The 17,009-nt window shown below is 65.4% G+C and carries 15 protein-coding genes; 5 read left to right on the top strand and 10 right to left on the bottom strand.

Annotation, left to right across the window (positions count from 1 at the left end; translation table 11 throughout):
• Positions 1-25: 25 nt before the first annotated feature.
• The 10 genes from ACFW3F_RS21470 to ACFW3F_RS21425 form a co-directional block, all read right to left on the bottom strand.
• Positions 26-1,537, bottom strand: a complete 1,512-nt coding sequence (locus ACFW3F_RS21470) for a hypothetical protein (protein ID WP_388061026.1) — start codon at positions 1,535-1,537, stop codon at positions 26-28.
• A complete protein-coding gene (locus ACFW3F_RS21465; protein ID WP_388061024.1) occupies positions 1,531-2,433 on the bottom strand; it encodes a hypothetical protein in 903 nt (300 codons plus the stop codon). The genes ACFW3F_RS21470 and ACFW3F_RS21465 overlap by 7 nt, the downstream gene beginning before the upstream one ends.
• Before the next feature lie 4 nt (positions 2,434-2,437).
• A complete protein-coding gene (locus tag ACFW3F_RS21460; RefSeq protein WP_388061022.1) occupies positions 2,438-3,040 on the bottom strand; it encodes a hypothetical protein in 603 nt (200 codons plus the stop codon).
• A 29-nt stretch (positions 3,041-3,069) separates the two neighbouring features.
• Positions 3,070-3,339, bottom strand: a complete 270-nt coding sequence (locus ACFW3F_RS21455) for a hypothetical protein (RefSeq protein ID WP_011161191.1) — start codon at positions 3,337-3,339, stop codon at positions 3,070-3,072.
• A 25-nt stretch (positions 3,340-3,364) separates the two neighbouring features.
• On the bottom strand, positions 3,365-3,655 hold the full coding sequence (locus ACFW3F_RS21450; protein ID WP_388061020.1) for a hypothetical protein: 291 nt from the start codon (positions 3,653-3,655) through the stop codon (positions 3,365-3,367).
• A 46-nt stretch (positions 3,656-3,701) separates the two neighbouring features.
• Positions 3,702-4,175 carry a hypothetical protein gene (locus ACFW3F_RS21445; RefSeq protein ID WP_388061018.1) on the bottom strand — a complete coding sequence of 158 codons (474 nt, stop codon included), beginning with the start codon at positions 4,173-4,175 and terminating at the stop codon, positions 3,702-3,704.
• 164 nt (positions 4,176-4,339) lie between these two features.
• Positions 4,340-5,701, bottom strand: coding sequence for a hypothetical protein (locus tag ACFW3F_RS21440; RefSeq protein ID WP_388061016.1), 1,362 nt, complete (start codon positions 5,699-5,701; stop codon positions 4,340-4,342).
• Between the two features lie 18 nt (positions 5,702-5,719).
• Positions 5,720-6,556, bottom strand: a complete 837-nt coding sequence (locus tag ACFW3F_RS21435) for a hypothetical protein (protein ID WP_388061014.1) — start codon at positions 6,554-6,556, stop codon at positions 5,720-5,722.
• Positions 6,553-7,077 (bottom strand): hypothetical protein, encoded by a 525-nt coding sequence (locus ACFW3F_RS21430; RefSeq protein ID WP_388061013.1) that lies wholly within the window; start codon positions 7,075-7,077, stop codon positions 6,553-6,555. Before ACFW3F_RS21430 ends, ACFW3F_RS21435 begins: the two co-directional genes overlap by 4 nt.
• A 146-nt stretch (positions 7,078-7,223) precedes the next feature.
• Positions 7,224-8,957, bottom strand: a complete 1,734-nt coding sequence (locus ACFW3F_RS21425) for a cutinase family protein (protein ID WP_388061011.1) — start codon at positions 8,955-8,957, stop codon at positions 7,224-7,226.
• 434 nt (positions 8,958-9,391) lie between these two features.
• Between ACFW3F_RS21425 and ACFW3F_RS21420 the strand changes: the two genes are divergently transcribed.
• The 5 genes from ACFW3F_RS21420 to ACFW3F_RS21400 all read left to right on the top strand — a co-directional run bounded on the left by ACFW3F_RS21420 (position 9,392) and on the right by ACFW3F_RS21400 (position 16,896).
• Positions 9,392-10,063 carry a multiprotein-bridging factor 1 family protein gene (locus ACFW3F_RS21420; RefSeq protein WP_388061009.1) on the top strand — a complete coding sequence of 224 codons (672 nt, stop codon included), beginning with the start codon at positions 9,392-9,394 and terminating at the stop codon, positions 10,061-10,063.
• 2,938 nt (positions 10,064-13,001) lie between these two features.
• Positions 13,002-13,715, top strand: a complete 714-nt coding sequence (locus tag ACFW3F_RS21415) for a ParA family protein (protein WP_388061007.1) — start codon at positions 13,002-13,004, stop codon at positions 13,713-13,715.
• Between the two features lie 685 nt (positions 13,716-14,400).
• Positions 14,401-15,249, top strand: coding sequence for a DUF2637 domain-containing protein (locus ACFW3F_RS21410; protein WP_388061005.1), 849 nt, complete (start codon positions 14,401-14,403; stop codon positions 15,247-15,249).
• A 601-nt stretch (positions 15,250-15,850) separates the two neighbouring features.
• Complete coding sequence (locus ACFW3F_RS21405; RefSeq protein ID WP_388061003.1) at positions 15,851-16,474, top strand: hypothetical protein; 624 nt, start codon at positions 15,851-15,853, stop codon at positions 16,472-16,474.
• Between the two features lie 152 nt (positions 16,475-16,626).
• Positions 16,627-16,896: a hypothetical protein gene (locus tag ACFW3F_RS21400; protein ID WP_388061001.1), complete on the top strand. Its 270-nt coding sequence runs from the start codon at positions 16,627-16,629 to the stop codon at positions 16,894-16,896.
• Positions 16,897-17,009: the final 113 nt, after the last annotated feature.

The following is a 17,009-nucleotide window of genomic DNA, read 5'->3' as shown; positions in this document are numbered from 1 at the left end:
GTCAGAGAAGATGGGTCGGTGGCGGCTAGTGCGCCATGGCGTGTTCGTTCCAGCCCGAACGCATCGGCGGTGGGCTGCTCAGTGACGGGTCGGCACTGGTGGTGGCTTCGACTTCGGATTCGACGCTGTCGCTGACGGTTTGCATTGCTGCCCCGGCCAGCCCGCCGGCCGAACCCATCGCATCGCCCAGCCCGGAGGTGGGACCGCCGCCGCCTCCCCCGCCGCCTGAGCTGGCCTGGCCGCTCTGGCCACCGGAGAGGGCGGGTTGGGCGCCGGGCCCGCCGCCACCCGAGGGCGGTGGTGGTGAGGGTGCCGACGCTGTGGAGATGCCGCCCGAGGGTCCGCCGCCGCCGCGACCCGCGATCGAGGACATGCCGCCCCCGCTCGCGCCGCCGCTGGCCCCGGCGGTCGCCCCGCCCGAGGCGGCCGCGGCCGCGACCTTGCCCGCCGCGACACCTGCACCGATGGCCGCGCCGGCCGCTGCAGCACCTGATCCGCCGCCGCCCATGCTTGCCACCGCGGGTGCAATAAGGCGCATGAGCGCGGGTAACACGAACGCGCACAGCATCATCAGCACCATGCCCAGGACCACCTGTTGGGCGTTGTCTTTGGAGGCTCCGGCGCGAAACGCCACGAAGTAGGTCAGCGCGCCAACGGGTTTGAACAGCAAGAACGCCACCGACCACGCGACGAGGCGCTGGTAGCTCTGCGAACCGGGTCCGGTGCCGGAGAATGCGGCGGACACCGGTAGCGCGGCGACGACCAGCAGCAGCATCGCCTCGCGCACCACCAGCAACGCCAACTGCAAAAAGGCGCCCAGAAACCCGACGAGCGCGAAGATGCCGATAGCGGTGGTACCCAACGCGGAATTGGTCAGCAGGTTGAGTTTGAGGAAGTTCTTGATGGTGTCGCCGTTGCCGCCGCCGGCGGTCACCGATTCGCTGACCAGCCAGTCGGAGATGCCGTCGGCGATCCGACCGCCCACGGTCAGTGCCAGCGGGATCGCGGCGGTGGCCATCGCCGAGCGGAAGATCAGTTTAAATCCCTCTTCGGCGTCATCGGCCAGGGAGCGTTTGCGGTCGATCATCATCCGCAGGCCGAAGAACATCAGCGAGAACGTCAGACCGACGATCTGGATTTGCAGGGTGTGATCGTGCACTTCCTGCATGAGGGAGGAATTGTTGTCCAACTGCGGGTTCGGCAGTTTGATCCACCACGCCATCGCCCACGTCAGGATCGTCTGGTAACCCTCGAGCAACGAGTTGACGATCTTCTCGAACGTCCCGCCGACCACACTGCCGGCCACATTGCTGGCCGCGTTGCCCGCGGCGTCACATACGGCGCGGCTCAACGGGCCCGCGACGTCGCACAGCGGGTTCGCTGCCGCCGTGCCCGCACCGGCCCACGACGACACCGTCGCGGCGATCAGCGCCACCACGACCGCGGCGTGGGTGCCTCGGCCGGTCAGGTGAGCGCGCAGGCGTCGGCGGATGCGGCGCGTTCGCCGAGTATGGGAGTCGTTGCGGTGGTTCACCATGGGGTCCACCCATCTCCGGTGGTCGAGATGAGCAGGCGGCTCGGTTCGTTGCCGGGTTCGGGGACCACCCATTTCCACTGGCCGTCGCGCCAGACCATGTCGACGCCGACCGAGATGGCGGTGAAGCCGTCGTCTCGGTTGAGAGGTTGGGCGAACTCGACGTGGGCGAAGTCGGTGGAGTAGGTGGTGACGCGGACCGCGACCGGCACATCCCGCATCTGCGGGGGCAGCTCTGGGTTACCGGCATAGACCTGCGCGCCGTTGGTGCGGAGATTGTCGGCCTCGGGACGGGCGGCCTCGGAAACCACGGCCGCGCGATCGAGCAGGGCGACGTTCTGGTCATCGGGTGTCCAGGTGGCGCGCTGGCCGATCTGCCAGGCGGCCAGGGCCGCGCCCTGCGGGGTGTGGGCGAACCCGGTGGGTACCCCGTCTGTGCTGATCGCGGTCGGACCGTCAGAGGTGGAGAACGGGATGGTCGCGCCGTACACGCGCTGCCACATCAATCCCTTCGGCGGTGGGAGCACGGCCTCAGGGTCAGCGGTGTCGGAGGGGTCGGTGGTCTGTGGGAGGACCTGGCCGAGCGGGTTGGTCGGGGTTTCCACCCGGCGGCCGCGGGTATCGGTGGTGGGCACCCCGAACGCGTCGTCGGGCAGCCGGGTCACAGGGGTTTGCGGCGGCAGCGACGTCGGTGTGTCCGTGGCGGTGACCTGCGGCGGCGGTGTCGACAAATCGTCACCGTCGCCGCGGATGGCGACCAGCACGGCCGCGCCGATGATCATGGTCAACACCAGCAGCGACAGCACCAGCGTGGTGCCTTTGTAGCCGCCGGACTGGCGCAGTGAGTGTAGCGCCGCGAGTCGGCCGAGGTCGTCGTCGCGAGGATCGGGGGTGCTCATGGGGTTACGCTCCTGTTAGTGCGACCATGTCGGTCGGCGTGGCCGAGATCGCGTCCACCGGTGAGGCACCCGCCGCCGCGTCGGGCAGCAGCAGTCGCCAGTCACCGAACGCCGGCGCCCACACGACCGTGGTGTGGTTGACCGTCATCGACCCGTCCGGCATCCGGGTGTAGATGTCGACGGCCGCCTTGTCGGGGGTGAACGCGGTGAGTTTCCAGCCGTGCACCTGTGGGGCCTGACCCGCTGGCACGCCGGACGTGGTCGACAGCTGAATGCGGTTGGTGATGAAGTCATCTCGCGCTTGTCCCGGTGCGAGGAGTTCACGGACGACCTGGGGCCATTGGTCATCGAGCGCGACCGACAGACGCACGATGGCATTGACCGCGGCCAACCCAGCGCCCGGAGGGGTGCGGTCGAACCCTTCCGGGGCGATGACATCGGACATCTCGCGGGGGCCTTCGGCGGCTTGGGGAAGGCGCATTCCGTTGAACTCCACCCACCGCAGATCGGTCGGTGGCGCGGTCAGCGGAATCTGTTGCGGCGTCGACGGTGTGGCGGTGTCAGGGTCGGAGCCGCACCCGGCCAGCAGCACGATCACCGTGCACACCAGGCCGAGGAGGGTAATCGGTGTGGTGATCAGCCGAACACCAGCACCGCCGCCGCGATGTTGCCGGCAATCGCGACCACCCACACCCCGAAGATGATCTTGGTGAACCACTCCCCTGCGGGGATCTGGGAGAAAGGATGCTCGCGCACCTTGTCGAAGGCGATCGAGGCACCCAGGAAGACCAGGTGTAGCAGTGCGAGCATGTTGGCTACGAACACGAACCAGCCGCCGATCAGGGTGATGTTGCTCATCACCTCGGGGGGCAGTTTCGCGTAGGCCACTGTCATGGTGGTGTTCATCGCTGTAGCTTTCGGTCCGCACGGCTCACTGCCCGCCCGCGGCCTGCAGGATCGTGGCGCCCGTCGCGATCACCATCGTCCCGACGATCGCGCCGATCGCGATCTTCACGCCCTTGCTGTCACCGCGATCGGTGATCTTGTCCCACGCGATGAAGCCGCCACCGACGACGATCGCCACCGCACAGGCGAAGTAGGCCAGGAAGGTGGCCCACCCGCCGAAGGTGTTGAGCCGGTCCGACAGACCGGGGATCGGGACGGGGTTGAACGCCACGTAGGTGGTGGTGGCTGTGGCCGAGGCCAGAGTGGACTGGAGCATGATCTCTTCCTTCTCGTGAGGCGTGGAGGGTTGTGGAGTTGTGCCGTTATGGGGTTGTGCCGTTGTCGCCCGACATCACCGCGACCGCGGCGTCACGCATGCCCTGGCCCACGGCGGCGATGTCCGGGGCGACGACGGTGCGTGGATCGGCCCGCCGCGCCGGCGGCGCCGGGTCGGGGCCGGTCGAGGGCAGCTCGTTGAGCGGGGTGTCGACGAGGAAGTCGTGCCAGGAGATGTGCCACACGTTCGCGAAAAGGCCCGACCCGACCAGCAATTCACGATCCCGGCGGAGCCGGGCGGTCGGCTTTCCCTTCCGCCCGGCTACCAGCACCAAACCCAGCAACTGCACATGAGCTGGCGCATTGTTCGTCGCGTACTGGCGCGCGGCCAGCGACGCCGCGGCCAGGCCGCGCGCCGATTCCCGCGCAACGAGTACCGCGAACGGTGGCTCGTCGGCGCGCCCGGGCCACAACTGGCCGGAATCGCCGACATGCTCGAGCTGGGCCGCGAGCGTGGACACACCAGCACCGCCGTGACAGCCCACGGCCGCCACTAGATGCGCCGGTAACCGGGTCGTGCGCCGCCCCAACATCTCCGATGCGCTCGGTGGCAGAATCGACGCACCCCGAATCGCTCCGGCGTTCTGCGCCGCCGACACAGTCTCCACACTCGCGGCCATCGTTGTTATGCCCCCTTCGGCGTGAGCTGCGGGAAGGTGACCTTGAGACCCGGGACGGCCTTCTCGGCCTGCCGGGAGAGGTCGACCGCGGCGTCGGTGACGGTCTTGCGCACCTGATCGGCGGCACCGCCGAGTGCCTTGTAGGGGGCTTCGGCCTGCTCAGCGGTCCAGTTCGCGGTGTAGGTCTGTCCGCCGATGGTGGTCTCGGCGTTGACATCTCCACCGACGTTGACCTGGTAGTGCACCGCCGGGAGGCCGGCCTTGGTCGCCTGGTCGGCGGGCAGATGCAGCTCGAACTGGTTGGCGCCGGGGTTGGGCAGCGGCGCGGGCTGCGGCGGCTGCGGGACGCGCCGGTTCGGGTCGGGCTGGCCGGGCAGCCCGGGCTGACGCGGGTTCGCACCTGGATCTCCGGCGCCCAGGGCGTGTGCGAGGAGTCCACCGGCCGTTCCGCCGGCCACACCGCCGACGATCGCCGCGGGGATTCCCAGGGCCGCGGCACCGATCGCCGCACCTGCGGCCGCACCAATTGCCGCGCCCGGGCCGGTGTTGGCGCCGGGGAAGGGCACCACCATCGCCGAGCCGATGGCCGCTCCGACCCCGGTACCGATCAGCGCACCACCGACACCGCCGGTCACCGCGGCGGGCACACCGAGGGCGACCGCACCTGCGGTGCCGCCGAGCGCCACACCGATGATGGTGGCCGCGGCCTGGCGGGACGCTTCGTCCTTGGGCACACCGATCGAGATGAGGCCCTGGGCGATCTTGGCTTCGCCGTAGGCGCTCCACTCGTTGACCGAGTCGATCTGTGCCTGGTTGACCCCGTGCTTTTTCACATCCTCAACGGGCATGACGAAGTTGCCCACGCGCAGCATCTCCGGCGGCGGTGCGATCGGGCGGACCGGCGCTGTCGGGCGGGGCAGGGTGTAGGCCCGCGGCGGTGCCGGGTTGTAGGCCCGTTCATAGGTCGGCTCGTTGTCGGTCGGCGCGACATACGGCTGGTACGGCGCTTCCCGCGGTGGTGCCGGGACGAACCCGGGCCCGGGGTTGTAGTTGTAGCTCGGCGGCGGGCTCTGGGGCTGCTGCGGTTCGACCGGCGGGGCCGTGTCCTCTCCCTCGCCGACGCCGCCCTGCTCGAATCCGTCGTCGGTGCCGCCTTCATCGACGCCACCCTGCTCATAGGCCATGGCCGGGTTGTCGACGAGCAGTGTGGCACTGAATGATCCGCCCACCATGAGGGCGGTTAGGAGTGCGCCGACGAACCGCGGAGTGGTCGGGGCGCCGCTGCGTCGCCGCTGGGCGCGGGAGCGTCGCGGTGGGGTGTCGAAGCACAGACGCTCGGCGCCTGTGGTGCTGGTGTGGGTGTGCATGAGTGGTGGGTGACCTTTCTATTTCTTGTTTCGTGTGACGGAGGCGATGTAGGTGCGTTCGCCGATCTGGGTGGTCGTGATGTTCTGGACGTCGGGGTCGGGGTCGCGGGTGCCGTCGGGCAGGATCAACGTGACCTCGACGCGGTAGGTGTTGGCGCCGGTCTCGTCGATGGAGAGGCAGTACCGCGCTTGGGGATTGAGCGTGTCGATGCTCGACTGCAAATCGACGGCGCTGCCGATGCCCTCGACGGTGGACGAGGTCAGTGCTCGCGCGGCTGGCCCGGAACGCCAGTGGAAGTAGGCGTAGTTGAACGCCTTAATCACGTTCGGCCCGGATGTGAGGTCGCCTGGGTCGCGGCCGGTGGTGGTGGCTCCCTCACTGGTCGAGGGGCATTCCACTGCATCGGAGAACGGGTCCGGGGTGTCCATCGCGGCGACCGGATCGGTGATGCCGTCGCCTCCCCCGCCGCCAACGACCGCTTTGATCGAGAACACGATCACCAGCACCGCTACGACGATCACGCCCACCGAGGCGCCCACGATCAGCAACCACCGACGTTGGCCTCGTGCCGGAGCCGTCGGAGGTGGCGTGCTGCGAGCGACCGCCGGTGTGGGATAGACGTTTCCGACGTAGGGGTCTTCCTCGATGTCCTCAAACTCGACGACCGGGGTCTCTTCGCGAGGGGCGTAGCTGTAGTGGTCGTCGTCGAGATTGTCGACGTCGTCGATGGGTGCGGTGATGTCCTGTTCAGCAGGCGTCGACTCGTCGTTCCACTCGGCGGGGTGGTCCGGGTGAGGTTCGGCGGTGTGCAGCCAGGTCTGCACACTCGGATCGTTCTGCCAACCGGTGCTCATCCGAACTTCACCTCGCCCCCGTGGCGGTATGCGCGGGTCCAGCGATCGCACTCGGCCAGGTGCCAGTGCAGTGGGTGTTCGTCGCCGAATACACCGCGGCGGGCCGCGGTCAGCGAGAACGGGTCGATGGTGTGCAACGTGTTGTCGAACACGTCACGGTAGGTGGCGCCGACCAGAAGTTCTTCCGGCAATGAGCCGTTCGAACTGACCACCAGCACAACGCTGTTCGCGTCGAGACGGTAACCGCGGTCACCGGGCAGTACGCACCGCGCACGCTCGTCGTAAGCCTCTTTGAGCCGCGTGATGCTGTGGCCGTTGCCCATCCCCCATCGAGTCGACGCGCAGCCGTTCTCATCAGTCAGGATCACCGAGGTGGCCGGGTCGGTAACTGCGGTGACCAGATCGACGGGACTCAACCACACCGGCTCACCACCCTGCGGGCGGACGGGGCAGCCCGGATGACCAGGGTTGTGAGAGGCATGTCCCCCGAACGGGGGCTGGATTGCACTGTTACTGAACATGTACTCGCTCCTTCCGGAGTGATTCGCTGAGTGCGCTAGTGGAAGAGAAAGGGTCTAGCTGGAGGTGGTGGTTCGACCACCACCACAAGCGCGGCACAACCCGAGCCCGCACACGCGGGAAGGGTTGGCCGAGAGGACGATTAGACTCATTGCGAGGCCCCGCTGAGGAACGGCGGCAGGCCGGACGCGTCGCCGGGAGGTGTGGATTGCGGGACCGGTGAGGTCCCCGAGGGAACTGTCTCGGACGGAGCTGATGGTGACGAGGTGTCGAGCTCCCACGGATACGCCGGTTCCGACGTCGCAGCGCTCGGCGGCAACGACGTCGTGGTCAACGATGGAAGCGTCGACGAACCAGCGGACCCCTCGCCGAACAGCCATGAGAAGTCATCGCCGCCGCTGCCGCTATCGGACGAGTTCGACGACCCGCCGTCCTTGCCGGCGATGTCGCGTGCGGCCGCGACGATCCAGTCCCCGATCAGCTTCGTGGGGGGCTGGCCTGTCGGTGTCGCCGATACCTCCGAGTACGAGGCGTGCTGCTTGGCAGCATCCCAGTACTTCAACAGCGAGGACACCTTGAACAGGTCGGAGTTCGCTTGGAACTCGGACTTGAACGCGGTAAACGCCTCAGAGACAAGACGTTCCTGGGTTGCCGGTGGCACCAGGGTCACCGCGGCTTGGCCCAGCTTCGCACCCAGAATGCCGACGATGGCCAGCGGATTCGCAGCCCCCGCAGTAGCGATTGCAGCGATGGTGCCCGGAGTAGCGACCGTCTGCACAACGGTCTTCACCGCGTTGAACCCGATCGTGCCCACCTTGATGACCGCCGACAGCGCGTCCTGCACACTCGGCAACGGCGTACGAGGGTCCGAGGCCACGGCCAACCGCTCGGACAACGTCTGTCGCGGCTGATAACTCAGGGACTCGAGGTTGTTCTCCGAGGCCTGGACATCTTCATTGACCACCGGCACCGCGGTCTTCACTGCGGTCAGTGCCAGCGCCTCGGCGATCGTCGACAACGACCCGATCGGGTCGTCCGGGTTGAGTTCCGACTGGCCGGCGATGTTGGTGACCAACCGCGCCAACGGAGCATTCGCCGGGGCATCACATGCGAGATCGCCGGGCGTGCACGCGGACAGATAGCGCCCTGCGATGGCCTGGTACGACGTGTCCTCGACGTCGCCGACCGGGGCGATACCGCCGCCCGGTGCGTTGGTTGTCGACACCGCCACGACCTTGGACACGTTCGCGCCGCTGGTTCCTGGCACCGGGTCGGGAGAGGTCTGTCCCGGCTTACCGGGGAACAGCGAAGCGCCCTCGGGGCGGCCGGGATCGCCGAGGTTGGCCAGCAGAGCCAGTTTGTCGGGGCCGATCGCTGCTTTGCCACCGACGATGTCGTTCAACACGATTCGGGTGACGTGAGCACCCTGGGAGTAGCCGACCAGACCGAACTTCGTGGCCGGGCACGCGGCTGCTTTGTCCTTGATCCAGGACAGTGTCTTGGCGACAGCGCCCTGAACGGACTGCTCGTACGGGACGTTTCCGCCGGCTACAGCACCACCGAAACCTGCGTCGTAGGGAACATATGCGCGATCCATATCCCCGCGTGCGGCCGTGATCGCCGGGTGAAGTACCTGGGACAGGAAGCCCGCATCCTTCGACGGATCGGCGTCCGGCGACGACTGGCCGGTGCCCTGCACCGCGTACACCATCAGACCCGGGCAGCCCGTCGGCTGCGCCGGAGTCGCCGACACCTGCCCGACCCCGGCGCCGGCCAGGGCCATAACGACCGTCGCCGCCATGATGGTTAACGCCCGCATCGTGCGCCACATGTCGTCCCGCCCACCCCTCTGGGCAGGACGCTGCATCTCTAGACTGGTCACCGGGCCAGTCCTCCATCGCAAGACAGGGAGCTGGACCTCTGGCAACTGCGCGAGCCGTTCGACGGCAAATCATTCGCGCTCGCAGCGAGTTGCCTACCTCGACTCCGGAGAGGGACTGTTCGACGGCAATCTGACCGTCCCTCTCCGGGGTTCATGAGCGGGAAGTTCCCCGGTGGACCCGTCATTCTGTGCTCCTCCAACCAACTCTGGGTACGGAACTCTGTCTCGCCTTCGACGCGATGCCCCGTGTCTCAAAGGCCACGATGTGGGTGTCGCTCGAACCCCTTGATCCGCGTAGATGCGGTCTACTTATTGCATACTTGTGGTTGTCTCGAGCGGCATAAACCGAAGATACACCGCAGATAGGCCGCATGTAACCCTCATGTGCAGACTGGTGCCCTATTAGGAGGCCTCGGACACCTAAAGTTCGACGTGTGGCCGATGCATCGCGTTTCGGACGCCTTGTACAAAGGCGTCGTCAAGAGCTGGGAATGTCGCAAACCGACGTCCGGCTCGCGGGCGGGCCCACCGACGCGACTTTGCGACGAATAGAGCGGGGGTCCACACCAAGGCCCGATTTCGTCACCCTCGCCAAACTCGACAAAGCGCTGAGATGGACACCCGGGAGTGCGAACCGCGCGTTCGAAGGTGGGGACCCGGAACCGCTCGTTGAGTCGCGCGAGGTTCAACAGTCACACGATGTGCCGGTGCGATTGGAACGGCCGATTACAGCCGTCGATCACGGGGTGCTCGTCCGCACCGACGCTCTAGCTGATCTGACACGTAAGGCTCGGGCGTTAGATGATCTGCCAGGACTTCCTGTGGAGCAGGCGGCCGCTGTGACGACCCTTCGGCATGCTATCGACAGACTTACCCGGGCTTGGATCGTCAGGCAGGCCGAGGTGGCGCGTCACAACAACTCACTGACCGACTTGATCCTCGTCTTGGACGACCACCTTCGGTCCCCGCCGTCGAATGCTGAGACCGCCGAAGATCAAGACGACCTTCGATACTTACGTTGGCTCGCCGGCTACGACACTCCTCAGGCCGAGGACGTCGAGCGGTATGAGAACCGCTTTGCTGAGTTCGTCGACGCGCGCACGTGACGGCGGCCTTGGGTTGCGGCGGAGTCGAACGGGAGGACCAGTTGAGCCCGGCCCTCCGTCCTAAGGCCGCCTGTTTGCTAGACCGTAAGTAACCCGTAGTGTCGTGATACTTTCGGCCAGTCTGCGGTCCCCGCGTGTCGTTCCCCCAATTCTCGCTGCTTGTAACGCACAGTAGTGGTGTCTGTGGAGGCTTCTCCGCAGGAGAGGAAGGTGCGGCGATGCCAGACCCACGAGTGAAGACCCACACAGAGCACATGAACATGCGTCAGCGCCCGGAGATCAAAGAGCTGGCACGGAGTTCTGCACGAGGTGCTGGTGTGTCTCTGTCGGACTGGGTCGCGGCAGCGATCGCAGAGAAGGCTGGTCGTCCAGATCTCGTGCCTACGCCGCTTAATCAGGAGGTTTTGGCTTTTCAAGAGAGTGCTTGATCGCTAATTAAATGACGAACGCCCTCGGCGGGAACCGAGGGCGTTCGCAAAGTTTGTGAGTGTGAGCCGGGAATCTCGCACTCAGTGACCCCGAAGGGACTGTCTTGGTGGACAGGTCTCAGGATAGCGCGCACCCATTTGGTGATGCTAGTTCTGATGAACGCGTGTCGGATCACGACTCGATCACTGCTGAGTCGCGCTGGTCCGACCTCTACCGACTGCTGCTGGCACCCGGCACGGTCGCGTACGCATTGGCACCTACCGGTCGCGTCAACGACCCGGTCAAGGTCGGTTCGGGCGACGCCAGCGAACTAATGGCGGAAGCCGAACGTGCAGGTGCAGGGCGCGCCGTATGGGCCGTCGTCGCCCCGTTACGCCCCGATCTCCTCGTGATCGACATCGACGAGTGCGCAGATGTGCTGTGGCCGGCCATTCGCGACACGACGGAAGACGTCGGAGCAGCGGTAGCGCACCTCGCAACGTCCGGCAGACCTAACTGCCTGCACGTGGCGATTGCATGCCCGACTGCCGCGGCACGCAACGTGCTGGTCTCGGTCATCGAGCAACAGATGAACTTTCACCGGCCGGCGTTGCCGACCACTGCCGCCGCTGACATTCGCGGCCGTAAGCCAATCCGGCTTCCCGGAAGTTGCTCGCTGAAGGGACTTGCGCCCTGCTCAGTCATCGACGCGGACACGATGCGACCGATCAGCGCCCTCGCCGCCACTGCCCGCGCCACTGAAGCCCTTGAGGTAGTCCCCTCCCCCACCTGCGCAACTGACACCAGGCGCGAATCGACGAGCGGGCTTGGTTCGTTCGCGCCGACCCCGGACCTCTCAAGCGATCTTGGCCACGGATTGCAGTATGAATCTCCCCGTGCGTGGCGGGCACGTACACGCCTCAGTGCCGAGGACTGGCGAGTTCTCAACAACAGCACCGCGCTAGATCGCTCGCTCGCTGCTACCGACGGAGCTTGGCGCCTCTGGCGGCACGGCGTACGGTCTTTTGCCGCCGCACGCTGGTGGTATGAGCGTTTGCCCTGCTTTGCAAAGTTCCGCGACCGCGACCTCCGTGCACATCAGCAACGGGGAGGCCGTGGTCCGATGAGGTGGGACCACTGCGCAGGGCACTGGTTGTCGGTTGTCCGCCGCGCTCGCGCACACAAGCCAGCCATCCCTGATGAGGAACAGGCTGTCATCGATGCGGTTCTGTTCGAGGTCTCTCACTGGCCCGATACCGACTTAGCGGCCACGGTTGCAGTCCTAGTTTCCGAGCGGTTCGCCTCAGGCCACGGGATTCACGCACGACCGATTGCCCGTCGCGACCTGAGCATGCTCATGCACTTCAGCGACGGAACGGCAGCTCGTGTCCTCCATGAATTGCGGAGACGCAACGTCCTTCAGCTTGTCGAACAGTGGCCAGCGGCCAATCCTCGCCACGCAAACCTTTACACCCTCGCTGTCCCACCTGCGATATACCGGGGGAAAGGTGCCCATGACGTCACAAGCCCCGTCTCCACCGCCCTCCTCCGCCACCCCCTATGGGGTCAGTGTGGCCACCTTGTCCGCACCGTTTACACGCTGCTGGCCCACCGGGACCGCCCACAGCCCAGCGCGTGGCTTGCGGCAACCCTCGGTCTCCCCCGTGGAGACTCGAGCCACGGCGTCGTGCGCGCTCTCCGAACCCTGGAGGCCCTCGGGCTAGTCAAGCGGGTCGGGGCAGGCCGCGGAACCACCTGGCTTGCCCAGGACGTACGGGAGCTAGACGCGGCGGCCGAAGCCTGCGGTGCGACAGATCGCGCACGACAGATCCACGCGCGGGTGGTGGCGGAGCGCCGCTGTTGGCACGCCGAGACGCGCTCTGAGCAGGTAAGGAGTCGGCGCGGGCTAGCAGTGATGCGGGCGAGACTGACCCACGCCGATGCGCATGGAGCCGGCGCGAGTCCGCTGCATGCGTCTCTGAGTGATGCTTTTCTCCAGCCGCCGCGCCGTGGGCACGGCGGGCGGACACAATCCGCGGGTCCTAGCTAGATAGAGGGTGGGACTGGCACGGCCCTCGTAGCAACGAGGTGCCGTTATACAGCTACAAAGGCAGAACATCCGCTCCAGGCTGGCGCCGAAACGTTGTAACGGTACAACGTTAAGGCTGTTTACGGTTGTGCCGTTCTCCCGTTTAACGGTTTCAGGGCTGCATCGCCACAAAGGTGGAACGTTGTAGAGTGGTGCCGTTGTGGCTTTTGAGATGCGAAACGTGGTAACGTTCTAACGTGACAACGTTCTAGAGTTACAACCTGGCAACGTGGTAACGCTGCAACGTTGTCGGGTTCTGACGTGACAACGGTCAAACGTTCTGGCGTTGTGACGCTTTAGTGTTCGAACTGCCCAACGTTACAGCCTTACGCATCTAAAACGTTAGGTCTGTACAGACGTACAACGTTTAAATCGTGTGATTGCACCGTCACACCCGGCCAGCGTTACACCGTTACAATGTTTGAACGATGGAGGGCCATAATGGCAAAGATCGTCGTGCACCACTCTCGAAAGGGTGGCGTTGGTAAGAGCACGGGAGCATACGAACTGGCGCACCTGCTCGATGCAGTCCTCGTCGACTTCGAACACGACGGCGGGGGCGTCACTGGTAAGTGGGGATACCGGCCACTGGATCGGTTGCGAATCCCCATTCTGGATGCACTTCAAAGCGGACGCACACCGCGCCCCTTGAAGGGGCACGGAAAACCACGCCTGGTTCCAGGTCATCCAGACCTCTATGACCAGATGCCGCAGCATGATGTCGTAGCCGACGCTCTTGAACGGTGGGCGGGGGAGTGGGACACCGAGTGGGTGATCGTCGATACCCACCCGGGGATCTCCCCAGCTGCGGCTGGCGCACTCAGCGTTGCTCACGCAGTCATCGTCCCGACTCCGCTCCGAAACTTGGACCTTACGGCTACAGAAGAGCTGATCAACGACATGCCCGACTATCCGCTCATCATCTCACCGACGATGATCCCGCCTGTGCCACCTGAGGCAGAGCTCAAAAGGCTAGCGGGAGCAGTAAAAGACACCCCAGTCCAGGTGGGCCCTCCGATCCCTCGAGCGGTTGCAGTTGAGCGGCGCACCAAGAGGATCGCGATCACCTCCGAGAATCCGCCAGCAAAGGCGCTGCAACCGGTGGCAGAGGCGTATGAAAGAACCGCGAAGTTCGTCCAGGAGTACGTCCGATGAGTGGACTCGACGAGATGGCCCAGACCCGACAAAAGCGCGCGCGGGCACGTACGATGCCGCCGCCGCGGCACACGGCGCCTACTGTCACCCCGCAGACCTCAGCTCCGGCGCCCGCACCGGAGCCGCCTGACACCATTCCTAGCGCCCCGACCCCGACCCCGACCCCGACCCCGACCCCTGCTCCTGCACCTGAAAACAAGCACTTGGTGTCGTCCGCGACAACGACTCCGCCGCGTGCGTCGACCGCAAACGCGGGACGCACCGTCGGCCCGAGCACGATCTATTTCGATGAGACAACCGACGACTGGCTCGAAGAGGTTTGTATCACCGGCCGGCGCTCCAAACCCCGGATCGACTCGCGCAGTGCCATTGCCAGGTATGCGGTCCGGAAGCTCATGAACGAGATGTCACCGGAGCAGGTAATTGACGCTGTGCGTGCCGAAAGCACCGCATCGACACAAGCAAAACCAGGTCGCCCGCGGCACTGACATTGTAGTGGCACAACTGCACAACACCATGACTCGGCGTCGTCGCTCTCCGCGGCGAAGGGAGGCCACGTCATAAGGGGTCCTGGTGGTGATTGGAGCACCACCAGGACCAGCGACCAACAGATTGGAGCTGTTGATCTATGCCAGACCCTACTCGTGCCCGCACCGGCGACGACGGTGCGACGAACGCTGCCAGCGTGGCCACCGCCGTCATCCTGAGCCTGATCGTAGTTTCGGCTTCGTTCACCTTGAGCTTTAGCGCCCTCGCTGATCTCGCCAGAATGTCGGGTGCCATTCCGGGCGGGCTGACTTGGCTTCTGCCGGTCGTTATCGACGTGTTCATCCTGCAAGCCACCTGGTGCGTATACGTAGCGACGAGACGCCACGACGACACCGGTAAGCGGTATCACTTCGCCATGCTCGCGATCTTCTCGACCATTAGCGTCGCCGGTAATGCCGGCCACGCATTCCTCGCCACCGACCGAGGCGTCACGCACGGACTGATGGCTGTAGCAATCGCAATTGTCGCCCCCCTTGCGCTGCTCGCCAGCATCCACGGGCTCGTCATGCACGTATGGACTGGGGCTCACAACGCGCCCGCGTCCACATCAGGCACCGGCCGTGATCGCCGGCATGAGGCGGAAGGGTCGAACCTGGCGCAGCACGCACTGCCAGACTCGTCGGAACGTGCATTGCATGCACAGCCGCAGGCCAACGCGGTGGACGCGCTACCTGAAGGTCACTTTCGGCATGAGCACACCCACCTTGATGAGGTCACCAACGACGACCTCCAGCTTGCAAGGCTGGTCTGCAGCAGAGGGCGGGTGAGGGGCGACGAGCGTACTGTTGCTCGCGCTCTTGTGCGCGAGCGTCGCGGCGCTCCCAGGGAGGAGACCGCGAGAATTGCTGGTGTCCACCGGACCACGATCGGGCGATGGGTCTATCTCGCGGAGGAGTGCCGCAGCATGCACACCGGCGATGAACGAGTGCACACCGACGGCGAGGATGCGCACACCCGCGCCGACCACCCTCTCGTCGACGCTTGAGCGCAGGAGATTCAAAGGGTGACGCCGCGTGTGTGGATAGATAGCGGCGGGGGCGCATGCGGTCCCAGGCTTCCCTCCCGGTCACGCCCCCGCCGTCTCTAAGAGTACACAACCTAGAACATACGTTCGACGCCGGATCATCTCATAACAATCGAGGCCGTCGGCGATCCCGCTCGATGTCTTCCATTCCGCCCAGGGCGGTCATGAGCTGGTCCCGCTGCAGTCCAGACAGATCGCCGACGAGAGCGTCCGTGGCGATCGCATAAATCGACATGACCCGATGGCTAGTAAGACCGGAACCCGCCAAGAACACTTCGAGCGCCTCATCGGTCCGGAGTCTGCGTACCTCGGCTGATGCTCCGGCAGCGAACGCTTCACGCCACGACAGTTCGCCAGAGCGCAGACGCGTGCTCCCTCGCTTCCTATGCGCGGCGAGATCAACCGGGTCATTTGGCACACCAAGCAGCTTTGCACGTCGGCACACCGAGTGGAGGAAGGAAACACTGTTCCAGTCTTGACCTCGTGGTGCAATTGGTGTCAGAAGTCCCGCGTACGGTTTAGCTGCGGATCAGACTTCTGAGAAGCGGAAAGGGAGAGACTCGTGCGTAGGAACCATGGTGATCCCACGCCGCGACCCGCGCCTGCCGCCGAACAGACACTCTTTGCAGAGCTGCACCAGGCTCGAGTGCGAATAGCCTCTCTTGAATCGACGGTCGAGACGCTCAACCGCTCCCTCGAGCGATTAACTGGATCGACGACGCAAGTCACTGATATCGCTGATCGACTCGCACGCGACAACGACAAACTCCGTGCCCGCGCGGCTGGACGAACACTGATCGATTGGTTCAATGCTGCTGTGATGGGCTTAGCAACGCGTCAACAGTTTGCCTTCCAAGACAGCGTGATTCGCATCGACGACCGTGCCGCCGCTTACCACCGTGGGCAAGGTGCTGCGATTTCCGAACGAGTGCGTTCACTGGTTGCGGGTGCCGAGATATGTCGTGCACATCCCGATCAGCTCGCCGACTGGGTCAAGTCCGAAGTGTCGGAATGGAAGCAACGCCTCATGGAACCAGCGGCCGCGACCGGCGACGCACAGCACGCCAGAGATGGATGGGTCGTGGAAATAGCCAGCCACCTGCGCTGTCTCGAGGAGCTAGCAACCCTGTCCCGAAGCACGTCAGGGATCGCTCGCACGACGTCCGCCTCCGAGCCGCGAGATTAGTGACCGACCACGGGCCGTAGCGCCGTAGGCCCGGCGGGAGTCAGCGAACAAAAAGATGTGCCTGGGAACCTTTCTGCGGTGCGGTAGCAACAGATGGGGTGCAAGGGTCGCACCAGCGACTGCCCCATTCCTCCGAACGGAGAACATCACTCATGGCAACAATCTCGACTCGTCTGCTCGCCGGCGTTGTGCTCGCAGCAGGACTGGCCGGTCTCGGAGCGGGTGTCGCGACCGCGGCGACGGGCCCGTTCGTCACGGATTTCGGCATCCACCAGGTACACGGTGGTGCCACTGAAAGTCAGGAGCCCTTCACCTACGAGATTCCTCTCACCCAGATCGACCCCGGCGACGATGATTTCACCCGTCGCGGGTACGGCGATCCGATCGGTGACGCCGGCCAGCCAAAGATCTTTCGTCCCTGAGTCACATTGAGTCGGGGGGCGGGGCCCGCCCAGGGGGGGGCGGGGCCCCCCCGGGGCGGGGCTTGTGGGGGGGGTGGAGTTTTGGAGGGTGGTGGGGGGGGTGGGCTGGGTTT

This window comes from Gordonia sp. NPDC058843, from assembly GCF_042743165.1.
Taxonomy (GTDB): Bacteria; Actinomycetota; Actinomycetes; order Mycobacteriales; family Mycobacteriaceae; genus Gordonia.
This window is presented reverse-complemented; position numbering and strand designations above follow the sequence as displayed.